General features: G+C 59.0%; 19 protein-coding genes. 12 read left to right on the top strand and 7 right to left on the bottom strand.

The annotated features are described in order from the left end of the window. The first annotated feature begins 119 nt into the window (after positions 1 to 119). Positions 120 to 1,838 carry a CocE/NonD family hydrolase gene (locus ACFX4T_RS23510; RefSeq protein ID WP_377654594.1) on the top strand — a complete coding sequence of 573 codons (1,719 nt, stop codon included), beginning with the start codon at positions 120 to 122 and terminating at the stop codon, positions 1,836 to 1,838. Positions 1,839 to 1,926: 88 nt separating this feature from the next. Here ACFX4T_RS23510 and ACFX4T_RS23505 read toward each other — a convergent pair whose 3' ends face one another. The 6 genes from ACFX4T_RS23505 to ACFX4T_RS23480 all read right to left on the bottom strand — a co-directional run bounded on the left by ACFX4T_RS23505 (position 1,927) and on the right by ACFX4T_RS23480 (position 8,609). After that, entirely contained in the window at positions 1,927 to 2,652 is a 726-nt protein-coding gene (locus tag ACFX4T_RS23505; protein ID WP_377654592.1) for a nitroreductase, read from the bottom strand. 49 nt (positions 2,653 to 2,701) lie between these two features. Next, positions 2,702 to 3,130, bottom strand: coding sequence for a MarR family winged helix-turn-helix transcriptional regulator (locus ACFX4T_RS23500; protein ID WP_377654590.1), 429 nt, complete (start codon positions 3,128 to 3,130; stop codon positions 2,702 to 2,704). A 336-nt stretch (positions 3,131 to 3,466) separates the two neighbouring features. Then, positions 3,467 to 6,379 (bottom strand): FAD-binding and (Fe-S)-binding domain-containing protein, encoded by a 2,913-nt coding sequence (locus tag ACFX4T_RS23495; protein WP_377654588.1) that lies wholly within the window; start codon positions 6,377 to 6,379, stop codon positions 3,467 to 3,469. A 148-nt stretch (positions 6,380 to 6,527) separates the two neighbouring features. After that, entirely contained in the window at positions 6,528 to 7,235 is a 708-nt protein-coding gene (locus ACFX4T_RS23490; RefSeq protein ID WP_377654586.1) for an NUDIX hydrolase, read from the bottom strand. Positions 7,236 to 7,249: 14 nt separating this feature from the next. Beyond that, positions 7,250 to 7,744 carry a MaoC/PaaZ C-terminal domain-containing protein gene (locus tag ACFX4T_RS23485; RefSeq protein ID WP_377654584.1) on the bottom strand — a complete coding sequence of 165 codons (495 nt, stop codon included), beginning with the start codon at positions 7,742 to 7,744 and terminating at the stop codon, positions 7,250 to 7,252. 22 nt (positions 7,745 to 7,766) lie between these two features. Continuing rightward, positions 7,767 to 8,609 (bottom strand): citryl-CoA lyase, encoded by an 843-nt coding sequence (locus tag ACFX4T_RS23480; protein ID WP_377654582.1) that lies wholly within the window; start codon positions 8,607 to 8,609, stop codon positions 7,767 to 7,769. A gap of 619 nt (positions 8,610 to 9,228) precedes the next feature. Between ACFX4T_RS23480 and ACFX4T_RS23475 the strand changes: the two genes are divergently transcribed. From ACFX4T_RS23475 to ACFX4T_RS23445, 7 genes are all read left to right on the top strand, one after another. Next, the gene (locus ACFX4T_RS23475; RefSeq protein WP_377654580.1) at positions 9,229 to 10,008 is read left to right on the top strand and encodes an SDR family NAD(P)-dependent oxidoreductase; all 780 of its coding nucleotides are present in this window, start codon (positions 9,229 to 9,231) and stop codon (positions 10,006 to 10,008) included. Positions 10,009 to 10,125: 117 nt separating this feature from the next. Continuing rightward, on the top strand, positions 10,126 to 11,178 hold the full coding sequence (locus ACFX4T_RS23470) for an NAD(P)H-dependent flavin oxidoreductase (RefSeq protein WP_377654578.1): 1,053 nt from the start codon (positions 10,126 to 10,128) through the stop codon (positions 11,176 to 11,178). 103 nt (positions 11,179 to 11,281) lie between these two features. Then, the gene (locus ACFX4T_RS23465; RefSeq protein ID WP_377654576.1) at positions 11,282 to 12,823 is read left to right on the top strand and encodes a class I adenylate-forming enzyme family protein; all 1,542 of its coding nucleotides are present in this window, start codon (positions 11,282 to 11,284) and stop codon (positions 12,821 to 12,823) included. 80 nt (positions 12,824 to 12,903) lie between these two features. Continuing rightward, positions 12,904 to 14,130, top strand: coding sequence for an NAD(P)/FAD-dependent oxidoreductase (locus ACFX4T_RS23460; RefSeq protein ID WP_377654574.1), 1,227 nt, complete (start codon positions 12,904 to 12,906; stop codon positions 14,128 to 14,130). A gap of 56 nt (positions 14,131 to 14,186) precedes the next feature. Continuing rightward, the gene (locus ACFX4T_RS23455; RefSeq protein WP_377654572.1) at positions 14,187 to 14,672 is read left to right on the top strand and encodes a MaoC/PaaZ C-terminal domain-containing protein; all 486 of its coding nucleotides are present in this window, start codon (positions 14,187 to 14,189) and stop codon (positions 14,670 to 14,672) included. Between the two features lie 173 nt (positions 14,673 to 14,845). Next, a complete protein-coding gene (locus tag ACFX4T_RS23450; RefSeq protein WP_377654570.1) occupies positions 14,846 to 15,658 on the top strand; it encodes a polysaccharide deacetylase family protein in 813 nt (270 codons plus the stop codon). 5 nt (positions 15,659 to 15,663) lie between these two features. Continuing rightward, complete coding sequence (locus tag ACFX4T_RS23445; RefSeq protein WP_377654598.1) at positions 15,664 to 16,275, top strand: adenylate kinase; 612 nt, start codon at positions 15,664 to 15,666, stop codon at positions 16,273 to 16,275. A gap of 327 nt (positions 16,276 to 16,602) precedes the next feature. Here the strand turns inward: ACFX4T_RS23445 and ACFX4T_RS23440 are convergent, their stop codons facing one another. Next, positions 16,603 to 17,847: a PucR family transcriptional regulator gene (locus ACFX4T_RS23440; protein ID WP_377654568.1), complete on the bottom strand. Its 1,245-nt coding sequence runs from the start codon at positions 17,845 to 17,847 to the stop codon at positions 16,603 to 16,605. A 778-nt stretch (positions 17,848 to 18,625) separates the two neighbouring features. On the opposite strand from ACFX4T_RS23440, the gene ACFX4T_RS23435 reads away from it, so the two are divergent. From ACFX4T_RS23435 to ACFX4T_RS23420, 4 genes are all read left to right on the top strand, one after another. Further along, positions 18,626 to 19,864 (top strand): NAD(P)/FAD-dependent oxidoreductase, encoded by a 1,239-nt coding sequence (locus tag ACFX4T_RS23435; RefSeq protein WP_377654566.1) that lies wholly within the window; start codon positions 18,626 to 18,628, stop codon positions 19,862 to 19,864. A 289-nt stretch (positions 19,865 to 20,153) separates the two neighbouring features. After that, a complete protein-coding gene (locus ACFX4T_RS23430) occupies positions 20,154 to 21,059 on the top strand; it encodes a nitrilase-related carbon-nitrogen hydrolase (protein WP_377654564.1) in 906 nt (301 codons plus the stop codon). Next, positions 21,059 to 21,460: an acyl-CoA thioesterase gene (locus tag ACFX4T_RS23425; RefSeq protein WP_377654562.1), complete on the top strand. Its 402-nt coding sequence runs from the start codon at positions 21,059 to 21,061 to the stop codon at positions 21,458 to 21,460. The genes ACFX4T_RS23430 and ACFX4T_RS23425 overlap by 1 nt, the downstream gene beginning before the upstream one ends. A gap of 125 nt (positions 21,461 to 21,585) precedes the next feature. Beyond that, on the top strand, positions 21,586 to 21,948 hold the full coding sequence (locus tag ACFX4T_RS23420; protein ID WP_377654560.1) for a hypothetical protein: 363 nt from the start codon (positions 21,586 to 21,588) through the stop codon (positions 21,946 to 21,948). Positions 21,949 to 22,161 lie beyond the last annotated feature (213 nt).

Here is a 22,161-nt window from a genome sequence, read left to right as displayed (position 1 = left end):
AAGTATCGCCGCTACGATTCGATGTTCGTGTTCGGAACGGCCGGGCACACCCTCGGGCACGCCGGCGCGGTGTTTCCCGAGACGCTCCGATGGATCTTCCGCGACCAGGTTGAAGACAAATGAGCCAGGACACGAAAGCAGTAGAAACGAAGGTAATGAACCCGGACACTGACGCGCCAACATCAGTGCAGGTAGACCTCGACGTCCCTGCGCGGATGCGCGACGGCGTCGTCCTGCGGGCTGATGTGTACCGGCCTCTTGGAGAGGGTCCGTGGCCGACCTTGGTCGTGAGGACCCCTTACGACAAGGCTAATGCGGCAGAGAACGCGTGGAACGGCTTCTCTGCCGAAGAGGTGTGCCGCAATGGGTTCATCATGGTCATCCAGGACGTCCGGGGCCGATACGCCTCTGAGGGTGTCTGGGAGCCGCTGCGACACGAGGGGCAAGACGGAGCCGACACCGTTGAGTGGGCCGCCGAGCTGCCGGGTGCGAACGGCAGCGTGGGCATGGTGGGCGGCAGCTATTGCGGGCATACCCAGTGGCGTGCCGCCATTGAGCAACCACCGGCGCTAAAAGCGATCACGCCATTGATGACCTGGTCGGAGCCGCGCGAAGCGTTGGTGGCTCGCGGGGGTGCCACACAGATCTCGGTCATCACGGCGTGGTCGATGGCTGCCGGCTTCGACTGGTTGTCGCGCCAGGGCTTGAGCGATGCCGATCTGGCGGATCGCGTCGCCGCGCTGACGGAAGATATGGAGAATCTCGAGACGACGGGCTACTGGGGTCTCCCGGTTGCTGATCTGCCAGTCATCCACCGGAACGGACTGCCGAGGTTCGTCGACCCGGGTGACGCCGACGATGTCGAGGCCACTCAGCACATGCGCGTCGCGGGTCGGCATGCGCGCGTAAAGGTCCCGAGTTTTCACACGGGTGGCTGGTTCGACAGCTGCGTGCAGGGAACCCTGGATGCCTTCACGACGATGCGCGACCTCGGTCTCGAGTCGCAGCTCCTGGTCGGCCCGTGGACACATACAGACTTCGGAAACGTGATCGGGGCGCTCGACTTCGGTGCGGCGTCATCGCGGGACGCAGCGGTGCATCCGCATGGAAGCTGGAGTGCCGAGGTGTTAGCGTTCTTGCGGCGCCACGTCGCCGGTGACGTGCAGGTGAAACGCACAGCACCGGTGCGGATCTTTGTTATGGGACGCAACGCATGGCGCGACGAGGAGAGCTGGCCGCTCGAACGCGCCCGCACCGAACGGTGGCACCTGCACGCTGGCGGCGGCCTGAGCACGGCCAAGCCCCAGGACAGCCGTCCAAGTGAGGTTAACTACGACCCCGCCGACCCTGTGCCCACGTGGGGTGGGACGGTCGGTCTCGGCCCCGGAAGGGGCCCCGTCGACCAAACGCCTATCGAGGCGCGGGACGACGTACTCGTCTTCACCTCAGAAGTCCTCGAGGAGGATCTTGAGGTGACGGGCCGGATCCGAGTGAAGCTGCACGTGAAAAGCTCCGCGCCATCGACCGACTGGGTCGCGCGCCTATGCGATGTTGACCCCGACGGACGTTCCCTAAACCTGACCGACGGAATCCTCCGCCTGGACAGCGGTGCAAATGAGCCCCAGGAGATCGAGATCGATCTTTGGTCAACCAGCAACGTGTTCCTGGCGGGTCACAGGATCAGGGTACAGGTCACCAACAGTTGCTTCCCTCGGTGGGACCGAAACCTCAACACGGGTGACCAGAGGGGGACGGAGTTCGTCACCGCGCAGCAGCGGCTCTACCACGACGCTATACGTCAGTCATACGTCGAGCTCCCCGTCGTTCCGGAGGACTAGAAACCTTCCGACGCGTAAGTGAAGTCAGAAGTCAGTCCTATTGCGCGCTATGCGGCGCAGTAGGACTGACTTTGGCTTTTGTCGGGTTTCAGACCCAGCGCGTGAAACTATCCACCGTCTCCCGCGGCGTAACCAGTGTGTTCACTGGGGCTGATTCATCGGCGTAGCCAAGGGACATCCCGCAGACAAGCGTCTCGTCTGCACCGGCTTCAATGATGGGCATAATGGTCCTCGCATAGTGGTTCCATGCCACTTGAGGGCAGGTGTGCAGGCCCCGAGCCCGCGCCATGAGCATTATGTTCTGCAGGAACATGCCGTAGTCGATAAGTGAGCCTCGCCCCAACACCCGATCGACCGTGAACATCAGCCCCACTGGAGCATCGAAGAAATGATAGTTGCGCTGCAGCTGGGCGTGCATCTTCTTCTTTTCGCCCCTGGCGATGCCGAGAAGACCATACAAGCTCCAGCCATTCTGACGCCGCCGCTCAAGGTACGGAGAAACCCATTCTGCCGGGTAGTAGTCGATCTTCTCGCGATACTTTTCCGCCAGGCCAGGATCGGCATAGACTGCGTCGTCCACCGCGCAGACCTCATTGACGAGGGCGTCCCGCCGTTCGCCCTGAAGCACATAGACCTTCCAGGGTTGTGTATTCGTACCTGACGCTGCTTGGCTTGCGATGCGGAGTATCTCTTCAATGTCCTTTCGGGCAACAGCTTTGTGGGGCAGGAACGCCCGGCAAGAGAAACGGCCCTCAATGGCTGCTTGCACACTCGTCGGGTCCTCTACTTCAACTGGGACGCGGGTTGATATCAACGCAATTCTCCTAGCACCGTTCAAAGAACTTCCGGATAACTCGACGAGTTCAGTCGCTTTTGGCCTCCAACGCCAGCTTCCTGAGAACGGGGATGACTGCCTCGAGTGCCTTGCAGTCTTCCTGCGTCAAGCGATCCGTGACTGCCCGGTCAAGCCAGCCATACCCGACAGACACTTCCTCAGCGAGCTTTCGGCTGCCTTGGTCTGTTAATTGGATCCAGACCCGGCGACGATCCAAGTTGTCAGGAGTGCGCGTCACCAGCTGCATCCGTTCCAGCTCACGGACAGCGAGTGAAATGCCCTGGGGGCTGACCTGTCCAGCCACAGCTAGTTCCGAGGTGGTCGCGCGCCCATGCTCAGACAGATTCCGGAGAACGCCCAGTTTTCCGGGCGAAAGGGTCCGCTCCATGTTCAAGCGGTTCAGTACAGGGTGCAGCGTCTCGAAGAACGAGCGCGTGATTTTCTTCTGGTCTGTCATTCCTCGAATATACAACGTACTTGATCAAGCTGATTGCTCTTCCATGCTGAAAAAGGCCTCCTTAAATTTTACGCGTGGTCTTGCTCAGAACACCGAGGGCATGCAGGTCATGGACGACCATCTCGAGCATGGCCCTTCGGTCAAGCGACCTGCCGCGGGGCCGTTTTCCCGATCGTGGCCGTTGGGGGGTCGACTTCAAGGAGTCTGCAGATGCCGCTTGTGGTCGCCGAATGGAGCGCTGTCCTGTCACCTCTTCCAACGGGTCAAAGAAGAGAGGCAGGCATTGGGTGCCGGGTTCGGCTACGGCAGAAAAGCTTGGAGCTTCCTCGTTACGCTTCATTGCATTTCACCGCTAGGTGGACGTTGGTCAAGTAACTCGGCCAAATGCAGGCTCTTGCGATCCGGCTCAAGCTGTTTGACCTGCATGGCGCAGCTGAAGCCGTCGGCGAGGACGGGGACGTCCGAGGCTGTTTTGGCCAGTGCAGGGGCGAGGGCTTGTTCGGCGACCTTCATGGAGATGTCGTAGTGGCTGGCTTCGAAGCCGAAGTTCCCGGCGACTCCACAGCAGCCGGTGGCTTCGTTGACGTTGGCGACGCCGAGGGCGGCCAGGGCTTTGCGTTGGACGGTTGCCCCGAAGGTGGAGTATTCGTGGCAGTGGGTTTGCACGGTGACCTTCGCCGGTACGGCGGGTGGCGTCCAGCCGCCGTCGACCCATTCCTTCACGGCTTCGGCGAAGCTGCGGATCCTGCGGGAGACGCGTTCGGCGGCTTCGGTGCCGAGCAGTTCGGGGGCGTCCTTTTTCAACGCCGCCGCGCAGCTCGGTTCAATGACCACGATGGGTGTCTCGGTGCCGTCGTCAAGCTTCGTGACCGCTTTGCCCATGAGCTTCTTGGCAGTCTCCAGCTGGCCGGTGGAGATCCAGGTCAGGCCGCAGCAAGCGTCGGATTCGCAGCCGACGGTGCGTCCTGTGCTTTCCATGACCCGGGCGGCTGAACCGGCAACTTCGGGCCTGAAACCCTTGGTGAACGAATCGATGAACAGGACGGCATCTGCCGGGGTTGACGGGTTGGCGAAGGGTGCCATCTCTTTGTGGAGCATGGCCCGGGACGCGAACTTCGGCATCTTCCGGTGGGTCGTCAGTCCGCCTGCTGCGGCCACGACCTTGCCCAGCGGGCTGGCCAGGACCAGGTTCACCAACGGGCTGATCAGGGTGGTCAGCTTCAGCCAGCGCGGCAACCATCCGAGGGAGAAGTGCGACATGGGGCGCAGTTTGCCCTCGTAGTAGTGGGAGAAGAACTCCGATTTGTACGTGGCCATGTCCACCCCGGCGGGGCAGTCGTTGGAGCAGGCCTTGCAGGCCAGGCAGAGATCCAGCGTCTCCCGAACGTCCTCGGACTTCCACCCTTCGTCGATGTTTTTTGCACCGCGGACCATGTCCTGCAGAGCACGGGAGCGGCCGCGCGTTGAGTCCTTTTCGTCGCCGGTGGCACGGTAGCTCGGGCACATGACGCCTCCGGCATCGGACCGACACCTGCCTACGCCAATGCAGGACTGAACAGCGTGGACCCACGGGTCAGCCCCGGCAGCCTTTGCCTCAACGGGCCGAAGCTCAAAGTGGGTCCGCCACTCGCGGTCCGGGATCCCTTCGAGCGCGAGGTTGTCCTCGAAGGCATCGGGCTCGGTGATGGAGCCGGGGTTCAAAAGCCCGACAGAATCCCACAGCTTCCGGTAGGTGCCGAACGCCGCGATCATTTCCGGCGAGTACATCACCGGCAACAGAGCCGAGCGGGCGCGCCCGTCGCCGTGCTCGCCGGAGAGCGACCCGCCGTGCCGGACAACGAGTTCAGCGGCGGCCTGCGTGAACTTGCTGAACACGGTCCGGCCTTCGTCGCTGCGCAGGTCGTAAGTGATGCGGATGTGCATGCAGCCGGCACCGAAGTGCCCGTACATGATGCCGGTCAGGCCATATTCGTCCAGTAGTTCCCGGAAGTCCGCCAGGTACGCGGCAAGGTCTTTGGGTGCCACGGCGGAGTCTTCCCAGCCGGCCTGCGACTCCCCGCCGCTGGCTGGACGTGAGGATAAACCGGCGCCGTCTTCACGGACCCGCCACAAGGTGGCCCGTTCAGTGGTGTCCGCGACCGCGCGGCCGTCCACGAGACGGCCGTTGGCTGCGAGCCGTTCGATGAGCCGGTCCGCTTCGGCAGCCACGTCATCGGCGTTGTCACCATCAAGGTCCACGTACAGGAAGGCCTTGCCTTCGGGCAGGCCGAGCACGGAGTCGGGGCCTCGACGCATCCGCATGGTGTCGACGATCGCCTCGTCAATGCCCTCGACGGCGGCGGGAGAGAATTCGAGGATGGTTTCGATGTCCTTCGCGGCGTCCACGACGTCGGCATAGCCGAGGCACACGAGCAGCGCGCTGGGGGCCTTGGGGACGAGTTTCATGCGGGCACGCACAACGATCGCGCAAGTACCCTCGGTTCCCACGAGGGCTCGTGCCACGTTGAATCCATTTTCAGGCAGGAGATTCCCTAGATGGTAACCGGAGACCTGGCGCTGGATCCGACCAAGCTCAACCCTGAAGCTTGCCAGGTTGTCCTGGGCGAGTTGTTTAAGGTCCTCCCCCAGTTCAAAGGCGCGGGAGATGGAGAACGCGTCGGTTGGGTCAGTCGCGCGAAGACCGGTCGCTGTGGCGGTTAGCTGTGCACCCTCGGATGTGACGACGTCGATCTCCAACACGTGATCAGAGGTGCGGCCATAGCGTACGGAGTGATTACCGCACGCGTCGTTCCCGAGCGAACCGCCGATGGTGGCGCGGTTCTTTGAGGAGGGATCCGGCGCGAACGTGAGCCTCCCGCCAGTGACCCTCTCGGTCTCAAGCGTGAGGTGGGAAAGGACCACGCCGGGGTCGACGTCCGCGGTTTTGGTAGCCTCGTCGACGCTGATGATGCGGTTCATGTATCGGGAGAAGTCAAGAACGATGCCGGAGCCGATGGCGTTGCCAGCCATGGATGTGCCACCGCCACGACTGATCAGCGGCGTGCCGGTTTCCCGACATGCGGCCATGGTCGTAACGACGTCCTGGACGCTTCGGGGGAACACCACGGCAATGGGCGGAACCCGGTAGTTGGACGCGTCATAGGAATACGCGGCAATGCGGTGGCCCGATTCTTCGGCCAGCACCCCCGCCGCTTCCAGCCGGGCAAGAACCGGTGCATGGCCCGGTGTGGAGAGGACGTCTTGAGTCATAGCGTTATCAGGCTCCAGTTTCGGTCCCGACAAAGACTGGCACGCACGTCGGGATATGCAGTAGTGAGAAATACGTTTGCTGGCAAAACCACCAATCTCCTCACGCAAACTCTGGTGGAAGTCTCGGCAGAGGGTCGGCAAAGGTGTTTCAAGGCCGCCCTCTGGTGTCCTTCGTCATCTGTTGCCGCCGGCGATGAAAGTCTTCTATCTCATCAAGCTGAAGGCACACCGACTCAATGGGCCGTTTCACGGATAGCACTTCCTCGGTGGTATTCGCTTCTACAAGCTCATCGAGAATCGCAAGCGTTGGAGGCAGCATCTTGAGCCTTCCGGCCGCTTCGTCTTGGAGGAGCCTACGGACAGATATCCACTCCGAAGAAGTTGCCTCCGTCGTGACATGCTTGGGCTCCAGTTTCGGCGCTACGGCAGTGACAAAAAAGAACGTATCGAAACGTTTGGGAAAGCCCTCGGGTGTGATCCAGTTTGCCCAAGGAACCATGGCTGTTGGCTGCAGGACAACGTCGCATTCTTCTGCAACTTCTCGGATGGCAGCAGCTAGAAGGCGAGCGGTAGCTTGGCGCGCGAACGATGCTTCGGTTCCCACGCTGGTCCGGCTCCACGCTCTTGCCTGTGAATCCAATAGCGTTGTGTTTGGCACCGATGGCGAGGAGTCGACAGCGTCTACCCTGCCTCCTGGGAATGCGACAACACCGGCAGCAAAATCCATAGTGAGTGCCCTGCGTTGGACGAACACTTCAACTCCGTGCACTGAATCCCGCATCAGGACCACGCTTACGGCCAGCCGCGGAGCTGGGAGTCCCGTTGCGTCCATATCCTCGCACATGACGCTGCTCATCACGTCCTCCGTTTTCATGGCGTGTAAGCCGCCGACCGATACAGCAGCACAACCCAGAATCCCTCTTGGCAGACTTCGCCACGCTGATTGAGTACGTGAAGCTTCGTCTTCACAATGCCCCGGTCCGACTTGGTCGCAGAAGGCCGGAGCTCTACTACTTCTTCCCGTACGGCAATTGTGTCGCCGATGCGCACAGGTGCGACGAGGTTCCACTCATGAATGCCCAGAAATGCTATGGCCGAACCGTCCTTCCATCCCATTGCCATTTCCAGGCCAAAAGCGATCGCCAGTGTCCCCGGGCCGTGGAAAATCCTTTCCCCGAACTGGGTGCCACTCGCGTATTCCTGGTTGGTGTGCAGGGGGTGCATGTCTCCCGACCAAGTGGCGAAGGTGACCAGGTCCGTCTCTGTAATCGTTCGCCCTTGAGAAGACCACGAGTCTCCGGGTTGGAGATCCTCAAAGAATCGGGTCGCTGAAGGGATCAGGCGATTTCCGGCTCCCGCATTCATCTTTGCTCCTGTTCGCTTACGACTAGGCCCCCGAAGGGCCCCAGCCGGCTTCGAGTCGGTCCGCGTCAAAATCCCGGCCAGTGGTCCCCTCATAGGATGCTGAGTCTCGAGGGACGATTCGGATTGGCTTACCTGAGGAGAGTTCCTCAGATACGTGGGCGATAACGCCAGGGAGAGTTGACAGCAGCGCAACTCCCGTGCCTTCTTCGGGCGTGAAGCCCAGTCCCAGCAGTATCGCGGCCATAACACCAACGTCGTTTATCGGGATGTCCGATTTACCTGGGAGCTTGGTGAAGGCCTTATGCACGGCCTCGTACACTTCCGCTGCCTGATCCCACAAGCCTTCCTGCAGGGCAATCGACCGGAGCCGTTCAGCCCGGGGATCAACAACCTTGAAGACAGGGTGCCCCAAGCCTGGGATGCGTTCTTTTGCTGCACGCATGCGGTTGACCTTTTCCTCGGCGAACGCTTCGAGTGTGAGGCCAGATCCGAGAAACTCTGCGTGCGTTGCACGGATGAAGCGTCCGCTGTCCTCAGTCGCCAGAGTGTGCTTCCCGACAGACAAACAGGCGGCCGACATGCCGATGGCCATGCTCGGGTTGGCGGAGACAGCAAAACGCGCGGCCACTGTCCCGGGCTTTTCAAGACCATAATCCAGGATGCCACTGAGGACTGCGTCCAAGGCCCGGATTTCATGGTCCGAGGGGATCCGTCCACGGATCACGAGAAATATGGCTGCCGTGAAGGGGATTTGCCCCATGAGGTCCTCGAGGTCATAACCGCGAACGTAAACATTCGTGTCAGTGACTTGGCTGACAGAGGATGACCAATAAGCCCCGGGCTGGTCTGCGGTGTCCTTTTCCAATGTTTCTCCCGAACCGTCATGTATTCCAAAGTGACCTGCGGTGCTGGGCAAGTTGACGAGCCGAGCTCCATAGTTTGTAGGCCATGTCCTTGAACTTTAGGATCCACCGAACCATCCCGGCATTGGAGATTTTCTGAAGCCGTAGCGTTTAGGGGTAGAAATTACCGAGGCATCTGCGCAGATGCGCCGTAGGCCGTTGGGGTCATGTTTGGCACCGGGTCCCCCAGCGCACGGTCAGCTGGAGGACCCGGGGTAGCGCCGGCATAGCCGCGGCGCGCGGCCTGGTTCTTTATCCGGGCGCCTTGGCTCACCGAAATATTATGGCTGATCTGCGTCGTCATCGGATTCCAGAGATCAATCAATTGGCGAGATCTGCAGAGACTAGAACGAGGAGGCCGGTTCCGTCACCGGAATTGTTTCAACGGCAAGTACCCCAGTCTGGTCAAAGTACAAAAGCCAGCGGGCAGGGTCCAGTAGTATCCATCAGATACGAGTCCTGGAGTGGCGCCGACGGATACCGACCCTCCGGCCCGGCTCCTGTAGCTTCCACGACATCGTCAGCAAAAAGCCGTGAAGATGACAGTTTCACTCGGAAGATCCCCAACGTAGTTTGTAGGGCATGGGAAGCAAAAGCGTAATTATCACCGGATCCGGCTCCGGCATTGGCCGGGCCATTGCCCAAGCATTCGTCGAAGCAGACTACGAAGTCTATGCGAGTGACCTTTCAGAAGAACGTCTAGCGGAGACCCGGCAAGAACTCGGTTCTCCGGACTCACTCCACACAAGGGTTGTAGATGTCAGCGACTATCACTCGGTGTCTGCTTTGGTGGACGAGGTTGTGGAGAAGACTGGGAAACTGGATGTCATGGTCAACAGCGCGGGAGTCTTCGACGGCTATGCCGACGTGCTCGAGACAACGCCGGAGTTGTGGGCCAAGATCATCGGCGTCAACCTGACCGGGACGTTCTACGGCTGCCGTGCAGCAGCTCAGGTAATGACGAAGCAGAACTCCGGCCGCATCATTACGATCGGCTCTGTCGCCGGCCAAAGGGGTGCAGCAGACGGTATCTCCTACGTCACATCCAAGGCAGGTATCGAAGGACTGACCCGTCGTCTCGCCATCGACGTTGCCCCGCACGGTGTAACCGCTAACGTAGTCGCCCCGGGAGTCATCAAGACAAACCTTCGCGCGACTTCCGAGGAGATTTTGGGGGATCTCGTTTCAACACAGCAGCGCGGCATCGGGGTTTCGCCCGAAATCATGGACTTCCTCATCCCGGCAAAACGCTCTGGCGAACCCTCCGAGGTGGCGAGTGTAGTGCTGTTCCTCGCATCCGACGCTGCTGGCTATGTGAACGGGCAAACCATCCAGGTCGATGGCGGCTGGAACGCAACGTAGTCCTGCCCAGGACACGGCCCAGCAGCAACAGTAACCCCACCCACTCCCCCGCTTGGGACCAACAAGAACTATCCGGAAGCCAGGATGATCCTGGGCTTCGATGTGAAAGGTGTATAAGTGATCAAGACAGCATTGACAGAAGCCCTGGGCCTCCAATACCCCATCTGCTCCGCCGGCATGGCCCGTGTCGCGCAGGCCGAGCTCGTGACCGCGGTCAGTAACGCCGGCGGCCTGGGATGCCTGGGCGGTGTCAGCTTCATGCCCAATGAGCTTCGCGCCGAAATCAAGAAGATCGAAGCCGGAACCGACAAACCGTACGCGGTAAACCTTCTGTTGCCGGATTCGTTGACGTCTGAGGATGAGGCACAGTGGGCTCCCGTACGCGAGCTGTGGCAGTCGCTCTCGGGGGCTGACCAGAAGAAACTGGCAGGCGTTGAGGCCATGCTCACACCAGGTGCCGTCGCAGATCAGGTGCAGATTGTCCTGGACGCTGCACCTTCGGCAGTTGTTTTGACGTTCGCTACCCCGGATTGGTTCATCAAAGAGTGTAAGGATCGCGGAATCACCGTCTTCTCGCTCGTCGGTTCCGTCGGCAAGGCCAAGGAAGCCAGCGCTGCGGGTGTCGATTTCATCGTGGCTCAAGGAACCGAAGCCGGTGGTCACACCGGATACGCATCCACGATGACCCTTGTCCCGGCCGTTATCGACGTCGTGGATCAGCCGGTCCTGGCCGCTGGCGGAATTGCAGATGGGCGCGGCCTCGCCGCTTCCCTCGCCCTGGGCGCTGCCGGAGTCTGGGTGGGAACGCGTTTCATCGCCAGCCCCGAAGCGTATGGGCACGACAATTTCAAAAACCGAGTGATTGAAGGATCCTTCAAGGACAGCACCATCACCTACTCATATAGCGGTAAGCGAATGCGTGCATTCGAGAACAAATGGACCTCCGAATGGGAGTCTTCGACCAAAAAACCCGCAGGCTTCCCCGGACAGTACGCTGTTGCCGGCACACGTGTCGAAACCGGCTACCAGGACGGTGACATGGACTTCGGGATGATGCCCGTAGGCCAGACCATGCAGCTTGTTCACGAAATTCTGCCTGCTGGCGAGATCGTCGAGAACATGGCCTCAGAAGCAGAGAAAATTCTCCGTCAACTTGCGGCCGGCCAGTAACAAGCATCGACTACGTCAAAACCCGAAGGCCCGTTGAGTTCGACCAGATCGGCTCAACGGGCCAATTGGAATCATCCAAGTAATCAATGAAAGTAGAGCGGATATGAATACATCGTCGCCGGAGCTAACGGATTGTGTCTCTGCGCTGCAAAGCATTGCCGATCAGTACCCCGAGAAAACAGCGATTGTCGACGGCGACACCTCCATCAGTTACAAGGATCTCCAGGCATCCATCGAGCACCGCTCAGCCGTACTACTTGCGGCCGGGCTGAAGCCGGGATATCGGGTAGCCCTCGTAGCAGAAAGCTCAGCTGAATATCTTTCCACGGCCTTGGCGGTATGGCGCAGTGGCGGCGTACTGGTCACGGTCTATCCTTCTTCAGGTCCCGAGGACTTGGAATACGCGATTGCCACGAGTGACCCCGCCCTGATAATCATCTCCGAAAGCGTAAACTCTGCGCACTTCACTGCTGCTGCACAAAATGCGCCCATCGTCGATATCATTGACTTCAACATCACCAGTGTTCGGCACGACGCGCTACCGAATCCCGAGGGTCTTCGGGAACCGCTGTCCATGATTTGTTTCTCATCAGGCACCACAAGCCGTCCGAAGGCGATCATGCTTTCGGCCACAGCCATATACAACTGCGCGGACACCTATGGCGAAGTTTGGCATCTTTCCCCCGAAGACAAGGCAATAATCTGCCTGCCGATGGCATGGCTCTATGGGCTTGCCAGCACTTCCCTGGCAGTACTGCTTCGTGGAGGCACAGTCGTTGTTGTCCGTAGGGCCCGTCCGGACATGATAGCTCCGGCCATTGAGGAGCATTCCGCCACATTCCTGGCCGGTGTGACAGCGACTTTCGGAAAGCTGGCCCAATACGCCGAACTCCAAGCAGGGGATCGCCCGGCCTTCCCATCACTTCGGCTCTGCATCTCTGGCGGAGAGCCCAGGAACGAAGCCGCGTTCGGCCGCTGGGAGGCCCAGACCGGACTACCCGTCCTGGATGCGTATTGCGCCTCAGAATGCCTGCCCCTGGTGACTTACGACCCCATCGCAAATCCAACTCCCCAGCCCGGCTCGGCAGGCAAGCTTGTGCCGCGCTCGAAGCTAAAAGTTCTCGACGCCGACGGCGCGGAAGTTCCAGCCGGACAGGTGGGCGAAGCGTACTCCACTGGACCGGGGCTGATGCTCGGTTACTGGCGCGACGAAGAACAAACGCGGACGGTCATTACTGAGGACGGCTGGTACCGCACAAAAGACCTTGTCCGGGTGGATGAGGATGGTTTCGTCTACGTCGTTGGGCGGCTCTCAGATGTCATCATCCGCGGCGGAACAAACATCTCGCCGGCAGAAGTTGAGCGGGTACTTCAGCAGCATGCCTCTGTTGGAGAAGTGGCCGTCGTTGGTCTGCCCGACGACGTTTACGGCCAGCGCGTGGTAGCCGCCGTCGTCCCCATGGGCCCTGCGCCTCTTGACGAAGCCGAACTGAAGGCATTTGCCGCGGCCCGCCTGTCGTCCTACAAGGTCCCCAACGAATTCATTGCTGTCGACTCCCTCCCCGTGAATTCGACAACCGGCAAAATCAACAGGCGGGACGTGGCCACGCTGTTGACAACGGAAAAGAGCCAGGGCCGGGCATAAGAGCCAGCTTGATCCGCCGATAATTCCCTATTCGGCACCCTTATACGTGTTGCATCAAGACGAAGTTAGGACATGACAAAATGAACCTCGACAAGGCCGGCGTGGTCGTCGTAGGCGGCGGAATAGTGGGCGTATCAACTGCCTATTTTCTTGCTTCAAAGGGGCACGATGTTGTGCTTCTCGAGCAGCGGGAACTTGGTCACGGAGCTTCCGGGCGAAATCTCGGATTCCTTCACATGCAGAACCGCCACGGAGACTACGCCGTAGAGCTGACCCGTGCCGGCAGGGCCCTGTACGACGACTTTGCAGATATCCTCGGGCCGTCTTTCGAATATAGAAGCAACGGCGCCATGACGTTTTTCTACACGGATGACCAGCGCAGGGTCTACAAGGAATTTGTGGAAGCGCGGATCGCTGATGGCTTCAAAGCCGAGCTCCTGGACGACCAGGCCGCTCACGAAGCCGCTCCGATATTGCCCCCCGATGTTATTGGAGCAACATTCAGCCCGGAAGATGGCCAGATTCGGACACCGAAGTTTGTGCGCGCCCTGGCGCAGGAATGCCGAAGGCTTGGAGTACGAATCCATGAAAACACACCGGTCCTCGGACTACTGAGGAATGGCTCGAAGGTAGTCGGAGTACGAACTGTCGGCGGCAATGTTTCAGCGGACAAGGTCGTATGGGCGGGTGGTGTCTGGTCTACGATGCTCGAATCAGAGGGCGTAACGGTGCCGATCAAGCCTCACAGACTGGGTGCTGTCCTTCTGGCTCCGGTAGAGGAAAAGCTCGATAAAATCCTCAATGGTCCGCTTGCGGCAAAGCAATACGCCCACATACGGAATCTGCCCAGTTACAGGGACGAGTACTTCACTTCCCCTTCAGAGGACCAGTCAACTGGTCTCGAGCACATGGAGTGTGTGGCCAAGACCGAGGACGGGAACCTATTCATAGGCTGTCCGATGGACTACCCCGACCAACTCGATGACAGGATGCCTGCCGCCGGCCTCAAGCTGGCCATCGATTCCTTGCTTACAACTTTCCCTAACTACAGGTCCCTCGGTATAGAACGTGCATGGGCCGGCCTCGTCCCCGCCACCGCTGACTCCCTCCCGATCGTTGACGAGGTCGAGGAACTTCCCGGGCTGGTTCTGGCCACCGGGCACGTCTACGGCAACTTGGCCGGCCCGATCACGGGAAAGCTGGTAGCCGAACTGATCTCAGGCGACCGCCTCAGCCACTCCCTCGACGAACTCTCCCTCTACCGGCCGTCCCTGACCGCCCCAGTAGACGGAGTCATTCGCTATTAGCTCCGGCGCCTACACCGCCACAAGAGCACCAGAAACTAAACGGAAGTGAAACAACATTGACTACTAACCTACTCGGCACGACCAATGAGTCAGCCGTGCGCTACCTGGAAGAGCTGGATCTTGGACAGCAGTGGACCTCAGCGGGACGAACCGTCACCGAATTCGACGTCGTAACCTTCGCCACATGGTCCGGCGACATGCACCCGCTCCACACCAACGAGGAGTATGCCAAAACGACACAATTCGGCACCAGGGTGTTCCATGGTCCCGGCGCACTTTCACTCGCCTTTGGGCTGGAAATGGCGCTGGGATGGAAGAACGGCTCAGCGATAGCCTTCCTGGGGATCGACAACTGGATCCTCCGTGCCCCGATCTTTATTGGCGACACTATGAGTGTTCGTGAAGAAGTTATTGGCATCAAGCCGTCTGCCAGCAAGCCCGACCGGGGTGTTGTGACTACTCGGGTTCAGATTCTGAACCAGGACGGCGTGATCTGCCAGGAAGGCGACTGGATCGTCCTTCTTTCTCGCCGCCCGGTCTAGGTGGCCTCGTACTCCATAAAGTTTGTCAAGGTGATCTCCTTGCGTGAAATAGAAAGGTGCTCGTAGTGCCTCTTCACTTACCAGAAGGCAAACGGCTTGCTGTTTCTTTAAGCCCCGATTTTGATGCCCAGAGTGTATGGCTGGGCACTTTTCGCTCAACCTCCCAATCCTTGATGTCCAGAGGAGAATTTGGTGCCGAAGTTGGTGCACCACGACTTCTCGACGCCTTCCGGCGCTACGGAATCACTACGACTTGGTGCGTGCCTACGCACACGATTCAGACGTTCCCGGGCTCCGTGGACGCGATTGTCGAGGCCGGCCATGAGATTGGCGCACACGGTGTCTACCACGAATATGTACCTGCACTCGAACGAGCGGAGGAAGAACGTCTGCTGGAATTGCAAATAGCCCAGCATGAAAAGCTCCTGGGTCAACGTCCTCAGGGATACCGCTCACCGGCACTGGACGTCACCGACAACACCCTCGATCTCCTTGCCCAATTCGAGTTCGACTGGGACTCGTCCCTGATGGGCAGGGACTTCGAGCCATACCGGCCGCGGATGGTGGTCGGCGTTAGCCAAGAAGAGGGCAACACCTTCGGCCCGGAGAGCAACGTACTCGAGTTCCCCGTTTCTTGGTTCCTCGACGACTTCCCGGAACTCGAGTCCTTCAAGGGAAGCGCGCTCATGCAGAGCAACGAGACCGTTCTGGCTCGGTGGATTGACAGTTTCAATTTCGCCTATGAGCGCTGCGTCGGTGGCGCGATGACATGGACATTACACCCGCAGACAATTGGGCGCGCGCACAACCTCGTCATGCTGGAGAAGTTCCTCGACCACGTCACTTCATTTGACGATGTATGGTTTCCCACGCTCTCTGAGCTCTTCAAATGCTGGCGAGACGACACCGCGCCACGAGTGTCGTCCTCCCCTGTTTCCACACCCACTCAGAATGACTTCACCCCGCTGGATAGGATGCGCCCGTGATCAGAATGCTCCTTATAGGTCCCCCCGGGGCCGGTAAAGGTACACAAGCAACGTACATTGCCCAGAGGTTCGGGATCGTCAGCATTTCAACCGGAGATATCTTCCGCGAAAATGTCAAAAATGAAACACGCTTGGGTCAAACCGCTAAATCGTATCTGGATGCAGGGCAATTTGTACCCGATTCGGTGACGAACGCGATGATTCGTGAGCGCCTGGAAAAGAGCGATGCAGACAAGGGATTTCTGTTGGATGGATATCCCCGCACTCTAGGTCAGGTAGATTATCTCGACGAAATCCTGGCAGCCAAGGGTTACGAACTCGACCTCGTGCTGGAGCTCACTGCAGACACTGAGGAACTGGTACAGCGCTTACTCCTGCGGGCTGACCGCGAAAACCGCTCGGATGATACCGCCGAAGTCATCAGAAGCAGGATGGAACTCTATTTCACCCAGACAACCGCTGTCACCTCCCGCTACAACGAGCGCGGCATACTGACGGAGGTGGAGGGAATCGGCAGTATTCCGGAAGTAACCAGTAGGGTTTCAACCGCTCTCGACCTCACGCTCGAATCGTCATTAAGGCAGACCACCATTCTGGGGGCCAGTGTCGGGGTCTAGCGGTTGCTGCCTCTCTAAGTACCACGTTACCCATATGAAATACGGTGCTTCTCTCACGCTCCGATCGGGCCGGACCTTCTCCACGCTAAAGGCTGGAATTGGTCCGGCCTCAGTCGTGAGCCGCGACACTGAATGCGTGTGGCAATGCCGCCATTCGTAGCGCGTAGCCCGTAGCCCGTAGCCCAAGTCATGATCCTTAGTGATCGCTTCCTGGAGGGGCCCAACCCGTCGCTGTCGAAGCGGGAAGGCAAGCACTCGTTTGGCACTAAGTCTTTCACCGCTTGGATCGCCCTCACCACGTCCAAGCTCTTGGTTCAACCGCAGCGGTTATCGTGTAGGTGCCCGGACGACGCCGGCTCTTTCGCCGTATGGCCTCGAGTATGGCAGGACATCGTTTGCTTCGACGTCGGATGGCCGACGGCTTCGTCCAGCTTCACCCGAAGATTTGGGCCGCGGCTGCTGAATCCGACCAAGCTCAAGGGCTGTCAGAGCCAAGAAGACTGAAGAAACGGCACCCGGCTCCCTCAAATTGATACCCAGGATCTCTTCAGCTTTCGCTATCCGGTAACGCAACGAGTTGTGGTGGATTTCCAGATAGTCAGCCGCAGCGTTGATGTTCTGAGCGTGTTCGAAGTACGTCTGAAGGCCCTCAACAAGCAGTTCCCGTCCCTCCAAGGGCTTCAGGAACTCTTGGGCCCACTTGATCATCTTGTCGAAACCCACGTCGGCAAAAAGCCTCGTCGCGTAGTTGAAGTCTTCGTAGGCCATGACCTTTGGGCCCCGCGAATTGCGTCGAAGGGTCCGAACCGCCAACTGGGCGTCCTGGTAAGAGTCCAAAATGTCTCCCAACGCGTGAACACTGCGGCCTATTCCTACGAGGGCGCCAGGGAGCTTGGAATCTTCAGCCACGATCACCCGCCGGAAGGCCTGAACATTGCACTGCGCAGCTATTATTATTGTCTTGTCTTTGGCGGTCATCAGGTAGGCGATGGACTGCGACTCAAGTGCCTTGCCCAACATCTCCAACAGATCCTCAGTGGCCGGCAACGACCGCGATGCGACCGCAGGTCGAATCGGCCTAAATACAATAGTGCGCAACTCCTCATCAAAAGACAGGCCGAAAGCCGCGATTCGGGCCGCAAGTTCGGGATTGTGAGGCTCGCGGCGCAACGCCAGCGCCTCTTCAAGCACGGCAGTGCGTATGGCCCGTTCTTGCTGCCTGGCTGCCACTGCCATCCGCTGGCTGGCCTCCACCAAGGTTGCTGCAACGTGAGTTGCGGAGGTTGAATGACTGTCCGGAAAATTCGGGCGCCGAGCGGCGACGACGAGCCATCCAAAATGAGAATCAGCCTCGTCGGAAGCCGAAATTCTGGCTGCCACCCCCCGCCATCCGTCCACATCCACATTCTGGGAGTCAGCCGCCGTGCGGCCGATCTCTTCAAACAGAAGCGACATAGGTGCGGGACCGGTTGCTTGGACAGTCTTGCCGAACCTGTCGATAAGGACGGCGTTGGCATTACATACGTGCGCCAAACGGGATAGTAGCGCCGCTATCGGTTCAGTTTCAGTCATCGCCTGACTGAGTGCTCTCTGCAAGGAGGCCAATCGGCGGGAAACGGATTCCTCCGGCATCTGCAACGACCGCGAAAACGACATCACGACCGCAGCAACGTTCAGGGCTGGATCAACAGCGATGACAATGTGCTGCTCCCCTAAAGCTTTGATGCCTTCCGAGAGGGATGGCTCTTCGGCCGTGACAAAGATTACGCGGCCGGGGCCATCGAGGCGGCCCGCAACCAACTCTGTGAAGCTCTGCTCGCCTGGACATATCACAACCACATCCAAGTCGGCGGGCAAGTCTTCCGGCTTCAGCAAGACGACAGCGCCGCGTACCTGCCTAGACTGTTGGGAAGCGTCCCCCGCGACAAGCTTCGCTGCAGGACCCAAGTCCGCTAGAACAGCTCCAAGTGGCATGGAGTTCGAATCATCTATCATAAGGAACTCTTTCGGGAAGAGACCGGGACGGGCGGCTGGCCTCGCCTACCGCTTTCGCCCAGACTAGACCAGAAATTTAGCCGTCCCCCTGTGAGAATTCTAACGCTGTTCGACGAACGTTGGACAAAAAACAATTACACCAGTGCCGGAGGCCTCCTAACGTCACGGGTAGAGACTCGAATACCATACAGCTGGCAAATACAGCCCATCGCGTCATCTGACGTGCAGGTCATGTTGCATGGACTTGGCCTCCGGAGTTTATGTGTCAAGGACTTCCCATCCTGCTATCGGATTCGTCTATCTGGAAGACTAACCAAGAGGGCACAGGACAGCCCAAGGAAGAAGGTATCTTGCCATGAGCGCTGACACACTTGCGACGGGTGACATTGTCGTCATAGGAGCAGGAATTGTGGGGCTTTGCACCGCTTGGGAGTTGCGCAAGCGGGGATTCGACGTCGTCGTCGTAGAGCAGCGGTTCCCCACCTACGGCGCTTCCGGACGAAACCCGGGTTCGTTGTGGCTGCAGACCCGACGCACTGGAGACGAACTGTCACTCGCTAGAGCCGGCAAGGAAAAGTATCAGGAATACCTAAGCGATCTTGGTGACGTGTTCGACTACCGCAATCAAGGCGGCCTCTTTTTCTTCGAAAACGACGCACAGGGCAGGATTCTTGAAGATTACGCCGCCAATCGGCGGGAAGCCGGATTGGACGCAACCATGATCAGTCGGGAGGAGGCTCAAAAGCACTCATCAATCCTTCCAGAAAGCGCTCTGGGCGCCGTATTTTGTGCCGATGACTCCCAAATAGATGGTGTCCAGTTCGTCAACGCACTGGCTAGTGCCTGCGTTCGAGCCGGGATCCGCACGTTTGAAAATACGTCTGTCCTTTCGACACTGCGAAATGGCGAAACCGTCACGGGGGTCCGCACGGTCCGGGGCGAGATTCATGCATCAGGGGTGGTGTGGGCAACGGGCGCTTGGTCAACCAACCTCCGCGCCGAGGGGATCGATGTCCCGATCGGAACCGCCAGGGTCGGCCAGATGCTGACTCAGCCCATTGACACGAGCTTGAACCCCATAATGCACGGTCCCCGTGGCGTCTACGGATGTGGTGCGCTCACTGACCTTCCAACCTATGACGCCGCGATATTTTCCCGGCCAAACGGCTCCGGTCATGGACAGAGCGAGGGCGGAACGTCCTCCTCCTCATTCGTTGACTATGATGACTCGATCGCCCAAAACCGGGGCGGGTCGATATTCATCGGCAACAGCTTTGACGGACGGGGTTCACTAAATCCGCATATCAGCATCAATGCAACCAACGCGATGGTGTCTACAACCTTAGACAGGTACTCATCGCTTTCTGAGTACGGAGTTACGGGCCTTTGGGCGGGTCTGGGAAGTGAAACAAGTGACCACTTGCCCATCGTCGACCGGGCTGACGGCGCCTATGTCAATCTCGGTCACGCCTGGGGTATCGCCAGCGGGCCTATCTGCGGCCAGGTAATGGCCGAGGTCATTGCCGGGGAGGCGAGTGTCTTTGCTGGTGCATTGAAAATGAACCGGTCCGCCCTGAGAAGCTCTGCAGAGTAGCTTCCGCTACTCGATTCCGCGCCAAAAGCCTTCGCGGCTGACTCGATGGTCCTGACTCTTGGACTTAGCACCAAAACTCTGACTATCCTTTCGGATTCCTCCTAGTGTTCAGCCTTTCGAAGCTCCATTAGCGTCTATTGCATAAGTCGGCTGGCACGTGGATTGCCATAAAACGCCATGCGCCACTCTTTCTTCGACCTGCCGACCAGCCTCGTCCGCAACCGCGGGAAGAATACACGTGGAAGAATCGCCGACCAGAGACGGCCGACTTCTCAGACAGGAGATTCCTATGACCAAGGCGTCACTAAAGGTAGCCACCATTCAGTTCGAGCTTCGGCCTGAGAGGACCCTCCAGCAATATTTGGACCATGTGGAGGGGCTGGTAAAGCGCGCAGCGGAGCAGCAAGCCGAAGTCGTGCTTTTCCCCGAGCTCGCCAGCACAGGGCTCCTCGGAGCAGTCACCGATCATGAAGTCACAACCGACACAATCACAGCGGACTATTGGAAGTTCCTTCCGGGGTTCACGGAAGACCTCGTTGAGAGCATGCGCAGGATGGCCCGGGATTACAACATCGTGGTGGCCGGCGGAAGTCATAACCGAGTCGCCGAAGATGGATCGCTGCGCAACACAGCATTTATCGCCCACCCGGACGGTCGCATAGAATCCCAAGACAAAATCCATCTCACACCGCAGGAGCATGCACTTGGCGCACGTGGCGGCGATGAACTCCTGGTCACAAAGATCGGACCGTTTACAGTTGGCCTTCTGATATGCGCAGACATCCAGTTCCCTGAGCTTTCACGTTACCTGGTCCACAAAGGCGTCGACCTTATCCTTTGCCCTTCCCTCACATGGAACCGACGGGGCATTCACCGAGTACGTACTGGCTGCCAGGCGCGTGCGATTGAGAACCAGCTGTACGTCGTGATGTCACCACTATTCGGTACAAGTGGCATTCCGACCGATTCTCCAATGTTCGCAGTGGGTAAGGCCCTTGTCGCCGGGCCTGTGGACAAGACAGTGGGAATCAACGACGGTATCTTGGCCACCACCACAACAGCCGACGAAGAGGTGCTGGTCACCGACTTGGATCATGACCTTTTGGTCGCCTCACGGGCAAAGCCTGAAGCACCCGGGCTGGCACTGCGGAGGCTGGATCTCTACGCCAAGCTGCAGGCAGAAATGGGAGCCTGATGCCGCTGCACCAGCATCGCGTGAGGAACCACGAGGTCGACTCGCAGGGGTTCCTCTTCAATAGCCGCTACCTCGAGGTCGCCGACGTGGCAATGACGGAGTTTTTCCGCAGCATTGGTTGGCCCTACCCCAAGCTGGTCGCTGAAGGGACGGATCCCTCGGTGGTCAGTGCAGCTCTTTTGTTCAAATCCCCCGCCTACTTCGACGACATTCTCGACGTTGACGTCAAATGCCGAAACGTCGGGAATTCGAGCTTCAAGATCGATGTTTCGATTGCTCGTGACGGGACGGAGGTGGCGACGGTAGAGCTCGTTTACGTCAACGTCGATCCGGCTCAGGCTCGTTCCCGGCCACTTCCGGGGGCCGTCGCTATGGCACTCCATGGCGCCTTGCAGGGCTGATCCGGGCTGTTGCCCTGTATTTCTCTTCTCACTAGTCACTTCTATCAAAACAGAACAACCGGGCGCTCCGTCGCACCATGACGGGCTGCCCATCGCATCACAAACTACACCATTAGGAGCCCACCATGGCTATCTCTTTGATCCACAAACCCGTCTTTGATCCTGCCAACGTGAACGACTTTGGTCCGGCAAAAATCGAGCATCGAACGGCCGGCAGCGACCTCCAGCAGCTCGGAACGTACATCATGACCTTCGAGGAGGACGGCTTCAGCGATCCTTGGACCGTCCAGTACGAGGAATCAATCTACGTCATCGAGGGCCAGGCCCGATTGGTCGTTATCGATGGGGAACACAAGGAAACCCTGACAGGCGATGCCGACGAATTGCTTGTTCTTCCCAAAGGAACCACGGTTCAGTACAGTGCAACCCCTGGTACACGGCTCCTTCTTTCCATCAGCCCAGTCCACTGGCGCGGCGAAGTCGCTTAGGGCGAATCCCCGTTATGGAAGGAGCATATGATGAAGGTCTCGGAGGTTCTCCAAAGGCTTGGATGCAAGCATCAATCACTCCCTGGGATGTACTCGAAGAAGGGCAAAGCGTGATTCTCGAAAATGGGAATCACCGTTTCTCTGGAACGGTAGACACATTGAGTTTCGACCGAACTATAGTCTGGATTACGTCGAGGGTTGGGGAACGTCGAC

The organism is Paenarthrobacter sp. YIM B13468 (assembly GCF_042788025.1).
GTDB lineage: Bacteria > Actinomycetota > Actinomycetes > Actinomycetales > Micrococcaceae > Arthrobacter > Arthrobacter aromaticivorans.
This window is presented reverse-complemented; position numbering and strand designations above follow the sequence as displayed.